Origin of the sequence: Parvibaculum sp., assembly GCF_049651025.1 — a bacterium.
In the GTDB taxonomy this organism is placed as follows: domain Bacteria; phylum Pseudomonadota; class Alphaproteobacteria; order Parvibaculales; family Parvibaculaceae; genus Parvibaculum.
The window spans coordinates 1-14938 of the sequence record NZ_JBASBH010000011.1 but is presented as its reverse complement, the minus strand read 5'-3'; the positions used below and the strand labels follow the sequence as shown (position 1 = coordinate 14938).

Annotated in this window: 14 protein-coding genes and 1 tRNA gene; 1 reads left to right on the top strand and 14 read right to left on the bottom strand. The window is 61.3% G+C overall.

The window, feature by feature from the left end:
* Positions 1-7 precede the first annotated feature (7 nt).
* From WA943_RS01100 to WA943_RS01080, 5 genes are all read right to left on the bottom strand, one after another.
* Positions 8-874, bottom strand: a complete 867-nt coding sequence (locus WA943_RS01100; protein WP_424467833.1) for a Kelch repeat-containing protein — start codon at positions 872-874, stop codon at positions 8-10.
* 299 nt (positions 875-1173) lie between these two features.
* Positions 1174-1258: transfer RNA gene (locus tag WA943_RS01095), tRNA-Leu, on the bottom strand.
* A gap of 72 nt (positions 1259-1330) precedes the next feature.
* Positions 1331-2134 carry a phosphoadenylyl-sulfate reductase gene (locus WA943_RS01090; protein WP_424467831.1) on the bottom strand — a complete coding sequence of 268 codons (804 nt, stop codon included), beginning with the start codon at positions 2132-2134 and terminating at the stop codon, positions 1331-1333.
* On the bottom strand, positions 2131-2694 hold the full coding sequence (locus WA943_RS01085) for a precorrin-2 dehydrogenase/sirohydrochlorin ferrochelatase family protein (protein WP_424467829.1): 564 nt from the start codon (positions 2692-2694) through the stop codon (positions 2131-2133). The genes WA943_RS01090 and WA943_RS01085 overlap by 4 nt, the downstream gene beginning before the upstream one ends.
* Positions 2695-2866: 172 nt before the next feature.
* Entirely contained in the window at positions 2867-3136 is a 270-nt protein-coding gene (locus tag WA943_RS01080) for a FliM/FliN family flagellar motor switch protein (protein WP_424467827.1), read from the bottom strand.
* 30 nt (positions 3137-3166) lie between these two features.
* On the opposite strand from WA943_RS01080, the gene lipB reads away from it, so the two are divergent.
* Positions 3167-3853, top strand: a complete 687-nt coding sequence (gene lipB / locus WA943_RS01075) for a lipoyl(octanoyl) transferase LipB (protein WP_424467825.1) — start codon at positions 3167-3169, stop codon at positions 3851-3853.
* A gap of 5 nt (positions 3854-3858) precedes the next feature.
* On the opposite strand, the gene WA943_RS01070 is transcribed toward lipB, so the two are convergent.
* From WA943_RS01070 to WA943_RS01030, 9 genes are all read right to left on the bottom strand, one after another.
* Positions 3859-4863 (bottom strand): bactofilin family protein, encoded by a 1005-nt coding sequence (locus tag WA943_RS01070; protein WP_424467823.1) that lies wholly within the window; start codon positions 4861-4863, stop codon positions 3859-3861.
* Positions 4864-5052: 189 nt separating this feature from the next.
* Positions 5053-7071 carry an acetyl-CoA carboxylase biotin carboxylase subunit gene (locus WA943_RS01065; RefSeq protein ID WP_424467821.1) on the bottom strand — a complete coding sequence of 673 codons (2019 nt, stop codon included), beginning with the start codon at positions 7069-7071 and terminating at the stop codon, positions 5053-5055.
* Between the two features lie 10 nt (positions 7072-7081).
* Complete coding sequence (locus WA943_RS01060; protein WP_424467819.1) at positions 7082-8614, bottom strand: acyl-CoA carboxylase subunit beta; 1533 nt, start codon at positions 8612-8614, stop codon at positions 7082-7084.
* 146 nt (positions 8615-8760) lie between these two features.
* Positions 8761-9564 carry an ATP12 family chaperone protein gene (locus tag WA943_RS01055; protein WP_424467817.1) on the bottom strand — a complete coding sequence of 268 codons (804 nt, stop codon included), beginning with the start codon at positions 9562-9564 and terminating at the stop codon, positions 8761-8763.
* Positions 9565-9575: 11 nt separating this feature from the next.
* A complete protein-coding gene (locus tag WA943_RS01050) occupies positions 9576-11330 on the bottom strand; it encodes an AsmA family protein (protein WP_424467815.1) in 1755 nt (584 codons plus the stop codon).
* Complete coding sequence (locus WA943_RS01045; RefSeq protein WP_424467813.1) at positions 11327-12019, bottom strand: HAD-IA family hydrolase; 693 nt, start codon at positions 12017-12019, stop codon at positions 11327-11329. The genes WA943_RS01050 and WA943_RS01045 overlap by 4 nt, the downstream gene beginning before the upstream one ends.
* 133 nt (positions 12020-12152) lie before the next feature.
* Entirely contained in the window at positions 12153-13148 is a 996-nt protein-coding gene (locus WA943_RS01040) for an RluA family pseudouridine synthase (RefSeq protein ID WP_424467811.1), read from the bottom strand.
* The gene (crcB, locus tag WA943_RS01035) at positions 13145-13525 is read right to left on the bottom strand and encodes a fluoride efflux transporter CrcB (protein ID WP_424467809.1); all 381 of its coding nucleotides are present in this window, start codon (positions 13523-13525) and stop codon (positions 13145-13147) included. The genes WA943_RS01040 and crcB overlap by 4 nt, the downstream gene beginning before the upstream one ends.
* Complete coding sequence (locus tag WA943_RS01030; protein WP_424467807.1) at positions 13522-14826, bottom strand: replication-associated recombination protein A; 1305 nt, start codon at positions 14824-14826, stop codon at positions 13522-13524. Before WA943_RS01030 ends, crcB begins: the two co-directional genes overlap by 4 nt.
* Positions 14827-14938: the final 112 nt, after the last annotated feature.

Below are 14938 nucleotides of genomic sequence, written 5' to 3'. Positions count from 1 at the left end.
TCTTCTTTCATTTGCCTGAGTAAATATCGACGACATCGGAGGCGGTGAACACGGTATAGACGCCCGCCCCCGGACTTCCACCGATCACGAAGAGCTTGCCGTGAGATGCGGCGGCGACGGCGCCATGACGCGGTGTCGGCAGCGGAGGCGCCTTGCTCCATTGGGCGCCGCTCGCATCGAGGACAAAGTGATCGGGATAGGTCTTGGGCGGAGAAATGCTCTGGCCGCCCGTCACATGAATCTTTCCATCAACGACCACAGCGACGTGGCCTGCCCGCGGCGATGGCAATGCCGGTCCGGCGCGCCACGTTCCGCGCGCCGGGTCGAAGATATCGACGCGCGCCGTCGGCGAATGATCGACGGAACCGCCGATCACATAGATTTCGTTATTGAAGACTGTCACGCTGGCGCCGATGCGCGGTGCAGGCATCGATACTTTGGAGGTCGTCCAGCGGCTTGCTTGCGGATCGAAAATAAAAACCTGTTCCGCATTCGGGCCGCTTCCGCCAATGGCATAAATTTTACCCGCGACGCTTGCAAGGCCCAGCCCGATGCGCGCTGCCGGCATGGACGGCCCCTTGATCCATGCACCGAGATTCAAATCGAAAATCCAGAGGCTGTTGCTCTCGACTTCCCTGGTTTCGGAATCAGGACCAGCCGTCGCAAAGCCACCGGCAACGTAAATCTTGTTGTCGTTGAAAGTGATTCCGAATTGCTCGAGGCCGACAGGCAGCGCTGCCGCAGCGCGCCAGATATTGCCGACCGTGTCGTAGATTTCCGTGAGAGACCGGGGACCGGATGTGCTGCTTCCACCAATGACGTAAAGATCGTCGCCTATGACCACGCCGCCCGCATAGGCACGCGCCGTCGTCATCGGCGCTCCTTCACGCCATGCGTCAGCACTCGCGGCTGTCGGAGACGCAGCAAGTGCCGTGAAAAGAAGAAACGCCGGCAGGACAGCAGCCCGGCTCCAATGACGCATGATGGCCCTCAAGTCTTCTTCCGGCCGGATCGGCCAGACTGGAGTTTGCTTGATTTGCACGCACTCGGCTAGCGCCAGAGGAGCAACGCCACGCGCAACAACCGGAGGCTTGTACCGCAAATGAAAAAGCCGGCTGCCGCTGCTTTTGGCAGAACGGCAAACCGGCTTTCCATACTCGTCGTCCAAAGACATGGTGCGGTCGAGAAGACTCGAACTTCCACGGGTTGCCCCACAGCGACCTCAACGCTGCGCGTCTACCAATTCCGCCACGACCGCGCATGTCCTTAAGACGCGCCGATGTAACAAATCCCCGTCGGCACCTCAAGCTGCAATTTCAAAGATTTCGATTTAGATGCCGTCGCCGTCCGTATTAACCGGCGTATGGATGCCGCACTCGTCCTTATCGCGGCCCACCCAGCGTCCATCGCGATAGCTTCCACCCTCCGGTACACGCTCCGTGCAAGGCATGCAGCCGATGGAAAGATAGCCGTCCTTGACCAGCGGATGGCGGGGAAGCCTGTGCGTCTCGGTATAGGCTTCAAGCTCCTCCTGGCCGAGAAAAGCCAGCGGGTTGATCTTGAAACGCGTGCCCGATGCGCTTCCCGGCTCGCCGGTGCCGCGCACCGCCTCTTCTTCGATCGGGTGCATGGCGGAGCGTGCATTTGTCTGGAAACGCTTGCGGCCTGTGATGGAGGCGGAGAAGCCCTGCAGCGCCCGCTCAAGCGGCAGGACCTTGCGCACGAAGCAGCAGGCATCGGGATTCGAATTCCACAAGGCGCCGTTCGGATCCTTGGCCAGCAGGTCGGCGGGATGGGGACCGGCGGCGCGCACATCGGTCAGTCCGAGGCGCTCCTGAAGACGGTCGCGATAACGCAGCGTCTCGCCGAAAAGCTTGCCGGTATTGAGGAAAATGACCGGCGTCGTCGGATCGATCTCGGCGACCATATGCAAAAGCACAGCCGATTCGGACCCGAAGGAGGAAACCACGGCAATCTTGCCGGGAAATTCGGTCTTGATCATCGCCTCAAGCAGGTCCGGCCCGACAAGACCCGGATAGGTGAGACGAAGCGATTCGAGCCGCGAGGACAAAACCGTCGGCGCGTCCATCGCCGCCGCCCGGTTTTCGTGGCTTTTAAGTTGCAGAACGGTCACGGGAGCCAACCCTTTTCCTCGACATATGTGTCAGTGCGGCGTCCGACCTCGGACATACCCACTCCCTGACGGCGCCAGTCGTCGCGCAAATTCGCCAGTTCTTCCAGCCGCCCTGCCCATTCCGGGCCGAACAGCGCTTCAATATGACGGCGAAGCCGCCTGGCAAGACCCGGAGACCGGCCGCCGGTCGAAACCGTCAGCAACAGGTCTCCCCGCCTCACCGTCGAGGGAACATGGAAGTCGCAAAGCGGCTTGATGTCCTCGGCATTCACAAGCCGTCCCGCCTTGCGAGCGATGGCGACAATTTCCGCAGCCTCAGCCTCGGCGAGCCCCGCGACAAACACGATCTGCGCGGCCTCCAAAGCCTCTACAGACGGCCTTTCGCCCTTGAGGCGGCTTCCAGCCCGTTCCCGAAGGACCGCGCAGGGAGAGGCCGAATAGACGTCGAGCCTGGAGGTGTCGCCACTGGCATCCAGCAGCGCCAGGCGCTTCAGCGCCGCATCGCCGTCGCCAACGAGCACGACCTTCACGAGGGAGAGATCGAGCGCGAGGGGGAACATCTTCACTCCTGATGGAAAGCGGGCGAATATCCCCGCCTTGCCTGAATAATCCCCATAGAAATAGGCCAGTGCGGCTGATAATTCAATATCAGTCCGTATATTCTAATTATTATCGGATATGAAATGTAAAATAGGGGCGCAATCGATCGATTGAAAGCGCCTCGCGACCCGTTCAGACGATGGATCGGACCGTCGAAGTGATTGAAATTGCGATCTTGTCGCCTTCCACCACGATCTGGCCGCGCGCGATGGGTATGTTGTTGGCAAGAAGCCAAACCTCGTCTTCGTGGTTCGCATCGAGCTCGATAACGGCGCCACGGCCCATTTTCAATAGCTGGTGAATCGGCAGATTGGTTCGGCCGAGGACAACAGATATTTCGACGAATACGGAACTGACGGCGTTCAATTCGGGCCCCATAGCGACATCGCGCGACTTCAACATTTGGGAAAGGTCGCATGTTAGAGTTACGTCATGGTTAAAGCCGCTCCCCTCCCCGACCCGATTTCCGCATCCGCCCGCGAGGTGGAATGGCGCATCTCGGATGCACCCGTCGCCTATGAGCACGCGCTTGCTGAAATGGAAGCGAGAGTTCGAGCCATTTCCGAGACAAATGAGCGAGAGCTTGTGTGGCTGCTTGAGCACCCGCCGCTCTACACGGCAGGCACCAGCGCCGACGAAAAAGATTTGTTATCCCCCGACCGTTTCCCCGTTTTCAAAACCGGGCGCGGCGGCCAATACACCTATCACGGCCCCGGACAGCGGGTCGGCTATGTGATGCTCGACCTGAAAAAGCGCGGACCGGATGTCCGCCGATTCGTGACCGACCTCGAACGCTGGCTGATCGCGACGCTGGCCGAGTTCAACGTGACGGGCGAACTGCGCGAAGGCCGCGTCGGCGTATGGGTGCGCCGCCCGGACCTTGGCATCGGGCGCGAGGACAAGATCGCCGCCATCGGCGTGCGCATCCGCAAATGGGTGACGTTTCACGGCATCAGCCTGAACGTCGATCCAACGCTCGATCACTTCTCGGGGATCGTGCCTTGCGGCATAAGCCAATACGGCGTGACGAGCCTCGCCGATCTCGGCATCACCGCGACGATGCAAGATGTGGACGTGGCGATGAAGAAGACCTTTGACGATATTTTCGGCGCGGATTGAATTCGTCAGACCCCGGATATTTTCGCACGGCTCGCAAGACCGATCGCGCCGATGCCGAGCGTGACCGCGCCAAGCCAGACCAGCGGCCCGAATGCGGGAAGCGAAATTCCGATCCAGAGCAGCAGCGTCGCCAGAATGATGCCGATGAGCAAGCGCGCCGTATTGTCGTAACGCTCGCCTATGCGGTGCGTGAAAATTTCACCAAGCGCGAGGATCGATGCGACCAGCCCCGCCAATATGCCAAGCGGCCAGAGCATGATCACGATGAAGGCGAGCGGCAGGCCGATGATGGTGAAGGCTGCGACGACGGCAAGGATCGGCGTGCCGACGAGCCACAAAAATCCGATGGCAAATGACATGAGGGGCTGCGTTGCCGCCGCATCGCCGATACGCGCCGAACTGCGCGGCGAAACGAGCGCGACAATGCCCGCGAGAATGCCGAAGAAGACCGCGCCGGGCCAGGAGAGCCTGTAGCCGGGCGCGGCCCAACCCCTGTGCCAGCCTCTTTCCGCGCGCGGCTGCATATGCCGCTCCGACTGATCGCGCAGCACGTTCGATTTCATCGATCCGGAAATTTTGGCGCCTTCATCAATTTCGGCAGGCAAGGCGGCGTAGTAATGCACATCGCCGCCAATGCGCGCGTCAGGCCCGAAGGCGAGATGGACGCCGTAAAAGCTGACATCGCCTTTCACTTCGCCGTTGATGAGCGCGTCCTGTGCGCGGATCGCAAGCTCGCCGCCGATCTTGCCTTCAACGGCAACGCGGCGCGCGGCAATCCAGACGTCGCCCTTGATATTCGCATTATTGGTGACGGAAATGGTTTCGCCCGTTGCCGTCAACGAGCCGTCGATCTTGCGGTCGATGGTGAAGTCGCGCCCGGCGAGAAAAACCGTCTGCCCCGCCTGCCACTCGACGGCGCTGGTGACGACGCTTGCATCGGCGCAAGCCGGTCCGCTGCCCAGAAGCGCGAAAAGGATAATTAGGAAACCGGCCGAAAACCCGCTGCGCATCTCGCCTCCTCCACTCTTGGAGCAAGGCTGATGGCTGACGGGGAAAGTGTCAATGGAGGCGTGTTTTAACGGCCGAAATTCAAACTTGCGATGTCGCCCCGGGGCTTGTCCCCGGGGCCCACCTTCAAGCCGCGATCCGAAGCAAGATGGGTCCCGGGATCAAGTCCCGGGACGACACTGAATTTGTGGTCAGGCGTCGAATTCCATGATGACCGCATCGACGGCGAGGCTGTCGCCTGCTTTCGCTTCGATCTTGGCGACGATGCAGTCTTTCTCAGCGCGGAGGATGTTTTCCATCTTCATCGCTTCGACGATGGCGAGCGTGTCGCCCATCTTCACTTCCTGACCGACTTCGACCGCGATGGACTTCACGAGGCCGGGCATGGGGCAGAGAAGGAATTTCGACGTGTCGGGCGCGATCTTCTCGGGCATGAGCAGCGCAAGGCGATGGGCAAGCGCGGTGCGAACCACGGCGGCGACGCTGCCGCCGCGATAGGTGAGCTGATAGCCTTGCTTGGCGCGATCGAGCTGGACGACGAAGGTTTCGCCATCGACTTCACCGATGAAGACGGACTCGCCCGGCACCCAATCGCTGGTGACGACATGCTCGCCGATGGGCTTGCCCTTTTCGTCGAGGAAGATGACGTCCAGACCTTCATCGCCCTCATCGGCGGTGACGCGCTGCGACCAGTCGCCAACCGAGACGACCCATTCGGTCGGCAGATGGCGCGGACGGGCAGAGAGCTGGCCGCTGATGAGCACGGCGCGTTCTGCATGAATCTTGTTCATGAAAACGGCAACCGCCGCGAGCTTCCTGGTGCGCTGCTCGCCAAGCTCGACGCCGTGGAACCCTTCAGGAAATTCCTCAGCGATGAAGCCGGTCGTGATGTTGCCCGAGCGGAAGCGAGGATGCTCCATGATCGCACCGAGGAACGGGATGTTGTGGCGAATGCCCTCGATGCGGAAGCTGTCCAGCGCAACCGACATATGGTCGATGGCGGACAGACGATCGGGACCATGCGTGCAGAGCTTTGCAATCATCGGATCGTAGTAGATCGAGATTTCGCCGCCTTCATAGACGCCCGTGTCGTTACGGATCGTCAGACCGTCTTCGGTGCCTTCCGCGGGCGGCTGATAGCGCACGAGGCGGCCGGTGGACGGCAGGAAGTTGCGATAGGGGTCTTCGGCATAGATGCGGCTTTCAATGGCCCAGCCATTGATCTTCACGTCCGACTGCTTGATCGAAAGCTTTTCGCCATAGGCGACGCGGATCATCTGCTCGACAAGATCGATGCCGGTGATGAGCTCGGTTACCGGATGCTCGACCTGAAGGCGCGTGTTCATTTCGAGGAAGTAAAAATTGCGATCCTTGTCGACGATGAATTCGACAGTGCCCGCGCTTTCGTAATCGACGGCCTTTGCCAGCGCGACGGCCTGCTCGCCCATCGCCTTGCGCGTCTTCTCGTCAAGGAAGGGCGACGGCGCCTCTTCGATGACCTTCTGGTTCCGGCGCTGAATGGAGCATTCGCGCTCCAGCACATAGATCGCATTGCCGTGCTTGTCGCCAAGCACCTGAATTTCGATGTGGCGCGGCTGCGTGACGAACTTCTCGATGAAGATGCGATCATCGCCGAAGCTCGACTTGGCTTCAGACTTCGACGAGTTGAAACCATCGGCAACTTCTTTCTCGGACCATGCGATACGCATGCCCTTGCCGCCGCCGCCAGCCGAGGCCTTGATCATGACCGGATAGCCGATCTCATTGGCGATCTTGACGGCTTCCGTCGTGTCCGCAATGACGCCGAGATAGCCCGGAACGGTCGAGACCTTCGCCGCATTGGCGAACTTCTTCGACTCGATCTTGTCGCCCATCACCTGCACGGCCTTGATGTTCGGCCCGATGAAGGCGATGCCGTTATCGGCCAGCGCCTGCGCGAACTTCGCATTCTCGGACAGAAAGCCGTAACCCGGATGCACAGCCTCGGCGCCCGTCTCTTTGCAGGCGGCGATAATCTTCTCGATGATGAGATAGGATTCAGACGCCGGCGCATTGCCGATGTGAACGGCTTCGTCCGCCATCTCGACATGCAGCGCATCCTTGTCGGCGCTGGAATAGACAGCGACAGTCTTGATGCCCATTTTCTGCGCCGTCTTGATGACGCGACAGGCGATCTCGCCACGGTTGGCGATCAGGATTTTCTTGAACATGCGATCGCCCTCAGAGCGGAATGTTGTCGTGCTTCTTCCACGGATTCTCGACTTCCTTGTTGGCAAGGAGAGCGAGAGCGCGCGCAACGCGGACGCGCGTGGAATGCGGCATGATGACTTCGTCGATATAACCACGCTCGGCGGCAACGAAAGGATTGAGGAAGCGATCCTCATAAGTCTTCGTGTGCTGAGCAATCTTGTCGGCATCGCCGATATCGGCGCGATGAATGATCTCGACCGCACCCTTCGCGCCCATGACCGCGATTTCGGCCGTGGGCCAGGCATAATTGAGATCGCCGCGAATATGCTTGGACGACATCACGTCATAAGCGCCGCCATAGGCCTTGCGCGTGATGACGGTGATTTTCGGCACGGTCGCTTCCGTATAGGCAAAGAGCAGCTTCGCGCCGTGCTTGATGAGGCCGCCATATTCCTGCGCAGTGCCCGGCAGGAAGCCCGGAACGTCGACGAAGGTGACGATCGGAATGCTGAAGCAATCGCAGAAGCGCACGAAGCGCGCGGCCTTGCGGCTGGCATCGCTGTCGAGCACGCCGGCAAGAACCATCGGCTGGTTGGCGACGATGCCGACCGTTTTGCCTTCGATGCGCGCGAAACCGACGATGATGTTCTTTGCGAAGCTTTCCTGAATTTCGAAGAAGTCCGCCTCGTCCACCGTCTTCAGGATCAACTCCTTCATGTCGTAAGGCATGTTGGGGTTGGCAGGGATCAGCGTGTCGAGCGACTTCTCGACGCGGCGGGGATCGTCGAAATAGGGACGCTCCGGCACGCCATCGCGATTGGACGACGGAAGGAAATCGATGAAGCGGCGGATCTGCGTCATCGTGATGACGTCATTATCCCATGCGCCATCGGCGACCGACGACTTCGTGGTGTGGATCGACGCGCCGCCAAGCTGTTCCGAGGTGACGGTTTCATTCGTCACCGTCTTCACGACGTCCGGGCCGGTCACGAACATGTAGGATGTGTCGCGGACCATGAAGATGAAGTCGGTCATGGCGGGCGAGTAAACGTCGCCGCCTGCGCATGGCCCCATGATAACGGAAATCTGCGGAATGACGCCGGACGCCAAGACGTTCCGTGTAAAGACTTCGCCGTAGCCGCCAAGCGCGTCGACGCCTTCCTGAATGCGCGCGCCGCCTGCGTCGAAGAGGCCAATGATCGGCGCGCCGTTGCGCATCGCCATATCCTGGATCTTCGTCATCTTCTTGGCATGCGCCTTGGAGAGCGAGCCGCCGAAAACGGTGAAGTCTTTCACGAAGAGATAGACGGGACGGCCATTGACCGTGCCCCAGCCGGTGACGACGCCGTCGCCCGGAATCTTCTGCTTCTCCATGCCGAAGTCGTGGCAATCATGCTCGACGAACATGTCGAACTCCTCGAAGGAGCCCTCGTCCAGCAGGAGTTCGATGCGCTCGCGCGCAGTCAACTTGCCGCGCGCATGCTGTGCATCGATGCGCTTCTGGCCACCGCCCAGCCGAGCAACCTGACGGCGCTCCTCAAGCTGGCGAATAATCTCTTTCATTCTGCCCCCAAAAGCCCGCGCCGCCGCGAAATAACGGCCAGGATGCGTGGTTGTGAATATTGTCGCAAAAAGGAAATCCAGGCGCTTTGAATAGCACCGAAAATCCCTAATTGCCAATGGCTTAGCGCCCCGAGATGAGGCCGGCTTTACGTAGCGTCTGACACAAGTTCGAGAAATTTGAGCGTATCGAGAAGTTCCGCACGGCGCATCGCGAGCCTTGCAGCCTCGTCTTCGTCCTCGCCGCTGACATAGGCCTGCCATGCTTCGTCGACGTGAGACGCCTCGAAAGCCTGCTCTCCGGTGAGGCGGCGATGAAGCAGTGCGAGGCCGATGACGGCGGAGCCTGTGAGCGTTACGGCATTGTGAAGCGCGGCAAGCTGGAAGTCGTTTGCGGCTGAAACGGCGCGGCGAAGCGCCGCGAGCGCGGCCTCATCCTGCGGCACATGAACGAGGCCGGGCGTCACGCGGAGCGATGCGCCAAGCGCCTCCTCCGCCCAGACGATGAGCGGCGCCCAATGCGCGGCCTGACGCTGCGCAAGACCGACCGGATGATCCGCCATGTAGCAGATGAGGTCGGCGCCTGCGAAACCGGCGATCTCGTCGATCACAGCGTCGCGGCGCGGCGTCACGCGGTCGATGGCGGTGTTGGCAAGTTTCGTCAGCCACATGCTGCGCGGATCGATGCGCTCGCCCTGCGCGTTCCATTCATCCGCCATGGCCTGCGCAAGCGCGAGCGACGGCACGACGAGGGCGGAGCGCGCGGGCGTCTTCACACCCCTGCCGTCGAGCAAAATCGCAAATCCGCCATCGACGGCGGCGGCGCTCGCTTCCTTATAGAAGCGCTTGGGCAGATTGCGGAACGTGTTTTGCCCCGGATGCGCGGGCTGCTCATCAAGCACGCGATTGCGCCCGAGCCCCAGATCGAAAATCGAACCGTCTTCGTCACTCATAATGCCAACTCTTACTTGAACAGATCGCCGATGCCCTTGGTGACGCCTTCGACCGCGCCGCCGACACCCTTCACAACGCCCTCGCCTGCCCCCTTCACGCTTCCGACAACGCCGGTGCTTTCCGCCGCTTTCGCCGCAAGGCTCGCACAACCGCCCGTGCCCGACGATGCATTACCCGTGCTCATCAGCGGCAGCAACGCGCCGACGCCGCCCGTGAGCGCGATGCCGCCCGCAGCCGTCGCAATGCCGATGGCCGCACCTTCGCGATCGACGCCGGCAGAGGGCGAGGCGAGCGGGCCGGAGACGCGGATCGGAAAGGCGAGGCTCGCAAGGCTCGCGCTTTTCGGCTTGGGCTTCAGCAACAGGTCGAGCTGCTCGGAGCCGAGATCGATCGTGCCGCTGCCCGTCGTGATGAGACTGTCTGTTTCAATGGCCAGCGCCTTCGACGTGCCGACGCCGTCGTGAAAATCGAACCGGCTGAGCGCGCAGACGAGCCGCGCCGTGTCGCCGCCCGAGCCGCTCGGGATGATCGCCTTGGCAAGATCGTTGGAGACGAGCGCGAACATCTTCGAATTGATCGTGCCCTCGCCCATCGCCAGATTTGTCTGGCCGGTCGCGCTCGCCGCTATGGCATGGAGAGACGCTCCGTGGCCGGACAGTTTCGCGGCGATGTCCGCCTTGGCAGCGAGAAGGTTCGTCACGTCGAGGTCGGAAAAGAGCTTGCCTATGTCGAGCGCGCTGGTTCGCGTATCGAGCCCGAGGCTGCGCGCATTGCCATTGCCAGATATGCCGACGTTGATTGGCACGCCGCGATAGGAGGCGACCGCCGCCACGCTGAGAACGCCGCCATTGAGCTTCACCGGCAGCGTCAGATTGGTGAGTTCCACCTTGCCGAAAGTGAGCGTGCCAACGCTGATCGTGAGATCGGTATTGGCGGCATTGAGCTGATCGAGCGGAAGCGGATCGCGGCTGAAGATCGGTCCACCCTTCTTGCCGCCACCGCCGGAAACAAGCGGCGTCACATCAAGCTTGTCGCTCGACAGCGCGCCATTGATGGTCGGCTTGCCCGAAAGATTGACCGCGATGTTGCCCTTGACGCTGGTGCCTGCAACGGTGAGCGCCGCATCCTTGAATTGAATCTCATCGGCGTTCTGAAAGACATCCGCCTCGAACGCGACCGTCGAGCCGTTGACGTCGCCCGCGACGATGGTGTGAACGCCGCCGCCCTTCGGCTCGATCGACACATTCTTGAATTCGGCCTTCGTGACCTTCTTCGTATTGCCGTCGCGATAGGCAATCTTCAGATCGCTGATGCTGACTTCGGGCACGCCGGCAAGAACCGCGCCGCCGCCCTTGGCGGGTTCGTTCTGCGCGGGCGCTGCTTCACCGAATTCCCAATTGCCTTTTCCGCTCTCGTCCGTCTCGACATAAATGTCGGCGCCCTTGATCTCGACGGACTTCAACGCAACCTTGCCGGAAAGAAGCGGGATCACGTCGAGCTTCAGCGCGAGCTTGTCCGCCGTCATCATATCCGCGCGCGTGCCCCATGTGGCATTGGCAAAGCGGATCTTTTCGGCGACGAGCGAAGGCATCAGAGAAATGCCGATATGGAGCGGCCCCTCGATCTTGAGGCTGCGCCCCGTCGCCTTCTGAGCGGCGGCTTCAATCTGCGGCGCAAACCGCCCGAGATCGACGAAGGACAGAGCGACGATCGCAACGCCGACAACGATGACAAGCAGAAGAAGCAGGCGACCAAGGGCTCTCATCGGATTTTCTCCCCCACAGAGGCAGGCCAGATGGCATCAAGCGCAGGTGCAAGCTCGGTGAAATGCGACAAGACCTGCCGCGCGCCCGCGCCATCAAGATCGACAGCCGGATGATAACCCCAATCGACGCCAAGCGCATGGGCCCCGGCGGCTCGCGCCATCAAAATATCGTAGGTCGTATCGCCGACAAGGACCGTATCGCGCGCATCGGCGCCCGCTTCCCGCATGGCCTGTTCAAGCATGGCCGGATGGGGCTTCGATGGCGCGTCGTCCGCCGTCTGAAGAGTTACGAAAAAATGGCCGAGATCGTGCGTTTCGAGCATGTGACGAAGGCCGCGCTGCGACTTGCCGGTCGCAATGCCAAGCAGCATGCCCTCATTCGCCGCCGCCTCGATCGCCTCGCGCGTGCCGGGGAATAGCGGCTCGGCAAGATCGGGCCGGGCGCGCAAATGGGAGAAGGCGTCCTTATAGGCTTCAGTGATCAGGCGGCGCTTGCCCGGCTCTTCATGCGGCAACAGCGCAAAAAGCGCCTCGTCGAGCGAAAGACCGACAATGGAGAGAACCTGCGCGCGCGGCAATGCGGCAAGACCATGCGCGGCAAAGGCATGCGCCATCGCCGCAACGATCATATGCTGGCTGTCGATGAGTGTGCCGTCGCAATCGAAGACGACGAGGCGGGGGCTGGTCATTGAACTACGCGCTCCATCCTCTCACCGCCATGCCCCGACTTGATCGGGGCATCCAACTTTGGTGACGAGGCAAGGAAGATGGATGGCCCGATCAAGTCGAGCCATGACGAACGAAATGTAGAAAGCGCAAGCATCAAACTTCCAACCCGTCGAACGCGCCCTTGGCATCGCGCTCTTCAAGGCCGAGCAGATTCCATGTCTTCTGCATATGCGGCGGCAGCGGCGCTTCGACATAGATGCGTTTACCGCCGCCATCGGGATGGGCGATGCTGAGCGAGCGCGAATGGAGGTGCAACTGGTGGGGAATTTCGCCGCCGGGATGGCTGTCGAAATTTCCATATTTTCCGTCGCCGACAATCGGCGTGCCGATGGCCGCCGCATGGGCGCGGATCTGATGCGTGCGACCGGTCATCGGCATGAAGGCGACCCAGGCGAATTTCGTCGAGATGCTGGTGATGACCGAATAATGCGTCACGGCGTTCTTGGCGTCTTCCTCATCATCCTCGGCAGGCGTCACGCGTTCGGCGCGCGGACCTTCCTTCTTGATGAGGGCAAGGTTGATGGTGCCCCTGAGCGGCGACGGCGTGCCGACGACCAGCGCCCAGTAAATCTTGCGGGCGTCTTTCTGCTTGAATGAACGCGCGAGCGCGGCAGCCGCACGCGTCGAACGGGCCAGCACGAGGACGCCGCTCGTATCGCGATCAAGACGATGAACAAGCTTGGGCCGCTCGGCCGCGTCGAACTTCAGCGCGTCCAGCATGCCGTCGAGATGGCGGTTCGTATTCGTACCGCCCTGAACGGCAAGGCCAGAAGGCTTGTTCAGTACAATGACGGATTTGTCCTTATAGAGGACGCAGGCGCGGATCATCTCCGCATCCTTGTCGCTGACATCGCGCTCGACCTTCGGCGCAGGCTCGAGCGCATCGCCGAGCGGCGGCACGCGCACAAGCTGCCCCGTCGCAAGCCGCGCATTCGCCTTCGCCCGCGCGCCGTCGACGCGCACCTGCCCCGTGCGCAGCAGCTTTTCCAGCCGCCCATGCGTCAGCGAGGGGAAATGGCGTTTGAACCAACGGTCGAGACGAATTCCGTCTTCTTCACCGGTGATTTCGTGTTGCGCAACGGCGTTCATGCAAAAACAGTCCTAACGGCATATAGCCCGAGAAAGAGAGAAAGAATGGAACCTCCAACGGAGGCAGCGATATATAGCGCGGCAAGGCCGGTGTCATTGCGCTCAAGCAGCACACCCGTATCGAGCGCGAAGGCCGAGAAGGTGGTGAAGCCGCCAAGAATGCCGGTCAGCATGAAGCTGCGCATTTCCTGCGGCGCGCTGAAGCGAAGCGCGAAGGCTTCCGCGGCCACGCCCATGATGAAGCAGCCGAGAAGATTGATGCAGAGAATGCCCCAGGGGAAATTCGTCCCCAGATGCCGGGTTATCTCTATGTTGAAGAGATAGCGCAAGACCGATCCGATGGCGCCGCCCACAGCAACCGCAAAAATGCTGTTCACTTCGACTTCTCCTCCCTGAGCTTTTGCCAATAGGCGAGACGCTTGTTGATGTCGCGCTCGAAGCCGCGTTCTTCCGGATGGTAGAATTGGGTGCGGCCCATTTCTTCAGGAAAATAATCCTGACCGGAAAAACCGTCTTCCGTATCGGGGTCGTAGACATAGCCCTTGCCGTAGCCGAGTTCCTTCATCAGCCGCGTCGGCGCATTGAGGATATGCGCGGGCGGCGCGACGGAGCCTGTTTCCCGGGCGGCGCGACGGGCGGCGTTGAACGCCATATAGGCGGCGTTGGATTTCGGCGCGGTCGCAAGATAGATAACCGCTTGCGCAAGGGCGAGATCGCCTTCCGGTGTTCCCAGGAAATCGACGACATCCTTGGCCGCCAGCGCCTGGCTCACGGCCTGCGGATCGGCAAGGCCGATATCTTCATTCGCCATGCGCACAAGACGGCGCGCGATATAAAGCGGATCTTCGCCGCCTTCGAGCATGCGGGCGAGCCAGTAAAGCGCCGCATCGCAATCCGATCCGCGTACGGATTTATGAAGCGCGCTGATGAGGTTGTAGTGCCCTTCCCGCCCCTTGTCGTAAAGCGGTGCGCGGCGCTGGACAGCGGCGATAAGGCCGCCCGTATCGAGCGGCGTTTCCGCGCTGAGGGCGAAAACCTCTTCGGCAAGGTTCAGCGCATAGCGCCCGTCGCCATCGGCCATGGCGCGCAGCGTCGCGCGCGCATCATCGTCCAGCGGCAGCTTGCGCCCGACATGAGCCTCGGCCCGCACCAGCAGCAACTCGAGCGCCGCATCATCGAGCCGGTTCAGCACCAGCACCTGCGCGCGCGAAAGCACGGCGGCGTTCAGCTCGAAGGACGGGTTTTCCGTCGTCGCGCCGACAAGAGTGACCGTGCCGTCTTCCATGACGGGCAGGAAACTGTCCTGCTGGGCACGATTGAAGCGATGGATCTCGTCGACGAAAAGCAGCGTGCCCTTGCCCACGGCGCGGCGACCGCGCGCGGTCTCGAAAACCTTCTTGAGGTCCGCGACGCCGGAAAAGATCGCCGACATGGGCTCGAAATGCAGCCCCACCTTGTCGGCAAGCAGCCGCGCAATGGTCGTCTTGCCTGTGCCGGGCGGGCCCCAGAGAATGATCGAGGACAGATGGCCCTGCGCCAGCATGCGGCCGAGCGGGCCTTTGGGGCCGATCAGGTGATCCTGCCCGACGACCTCTTCAAGCACTTTTGGGCGCAGCCGGTCCGCCAGCGGGCGCGGCGCGCCCTCATCCATGCCTGCTGCTGCGAAAAGGTTGCTCATGGGGGTGGTTTAGCACGGATTGCGGGCGTTGTGGCCGCCCTTCAAGGGTCAAACCCTCGCTGCTACTGCCCTGAAATGGGGGCCCGGTGAGAGTTTGCAGATACCCGGAATA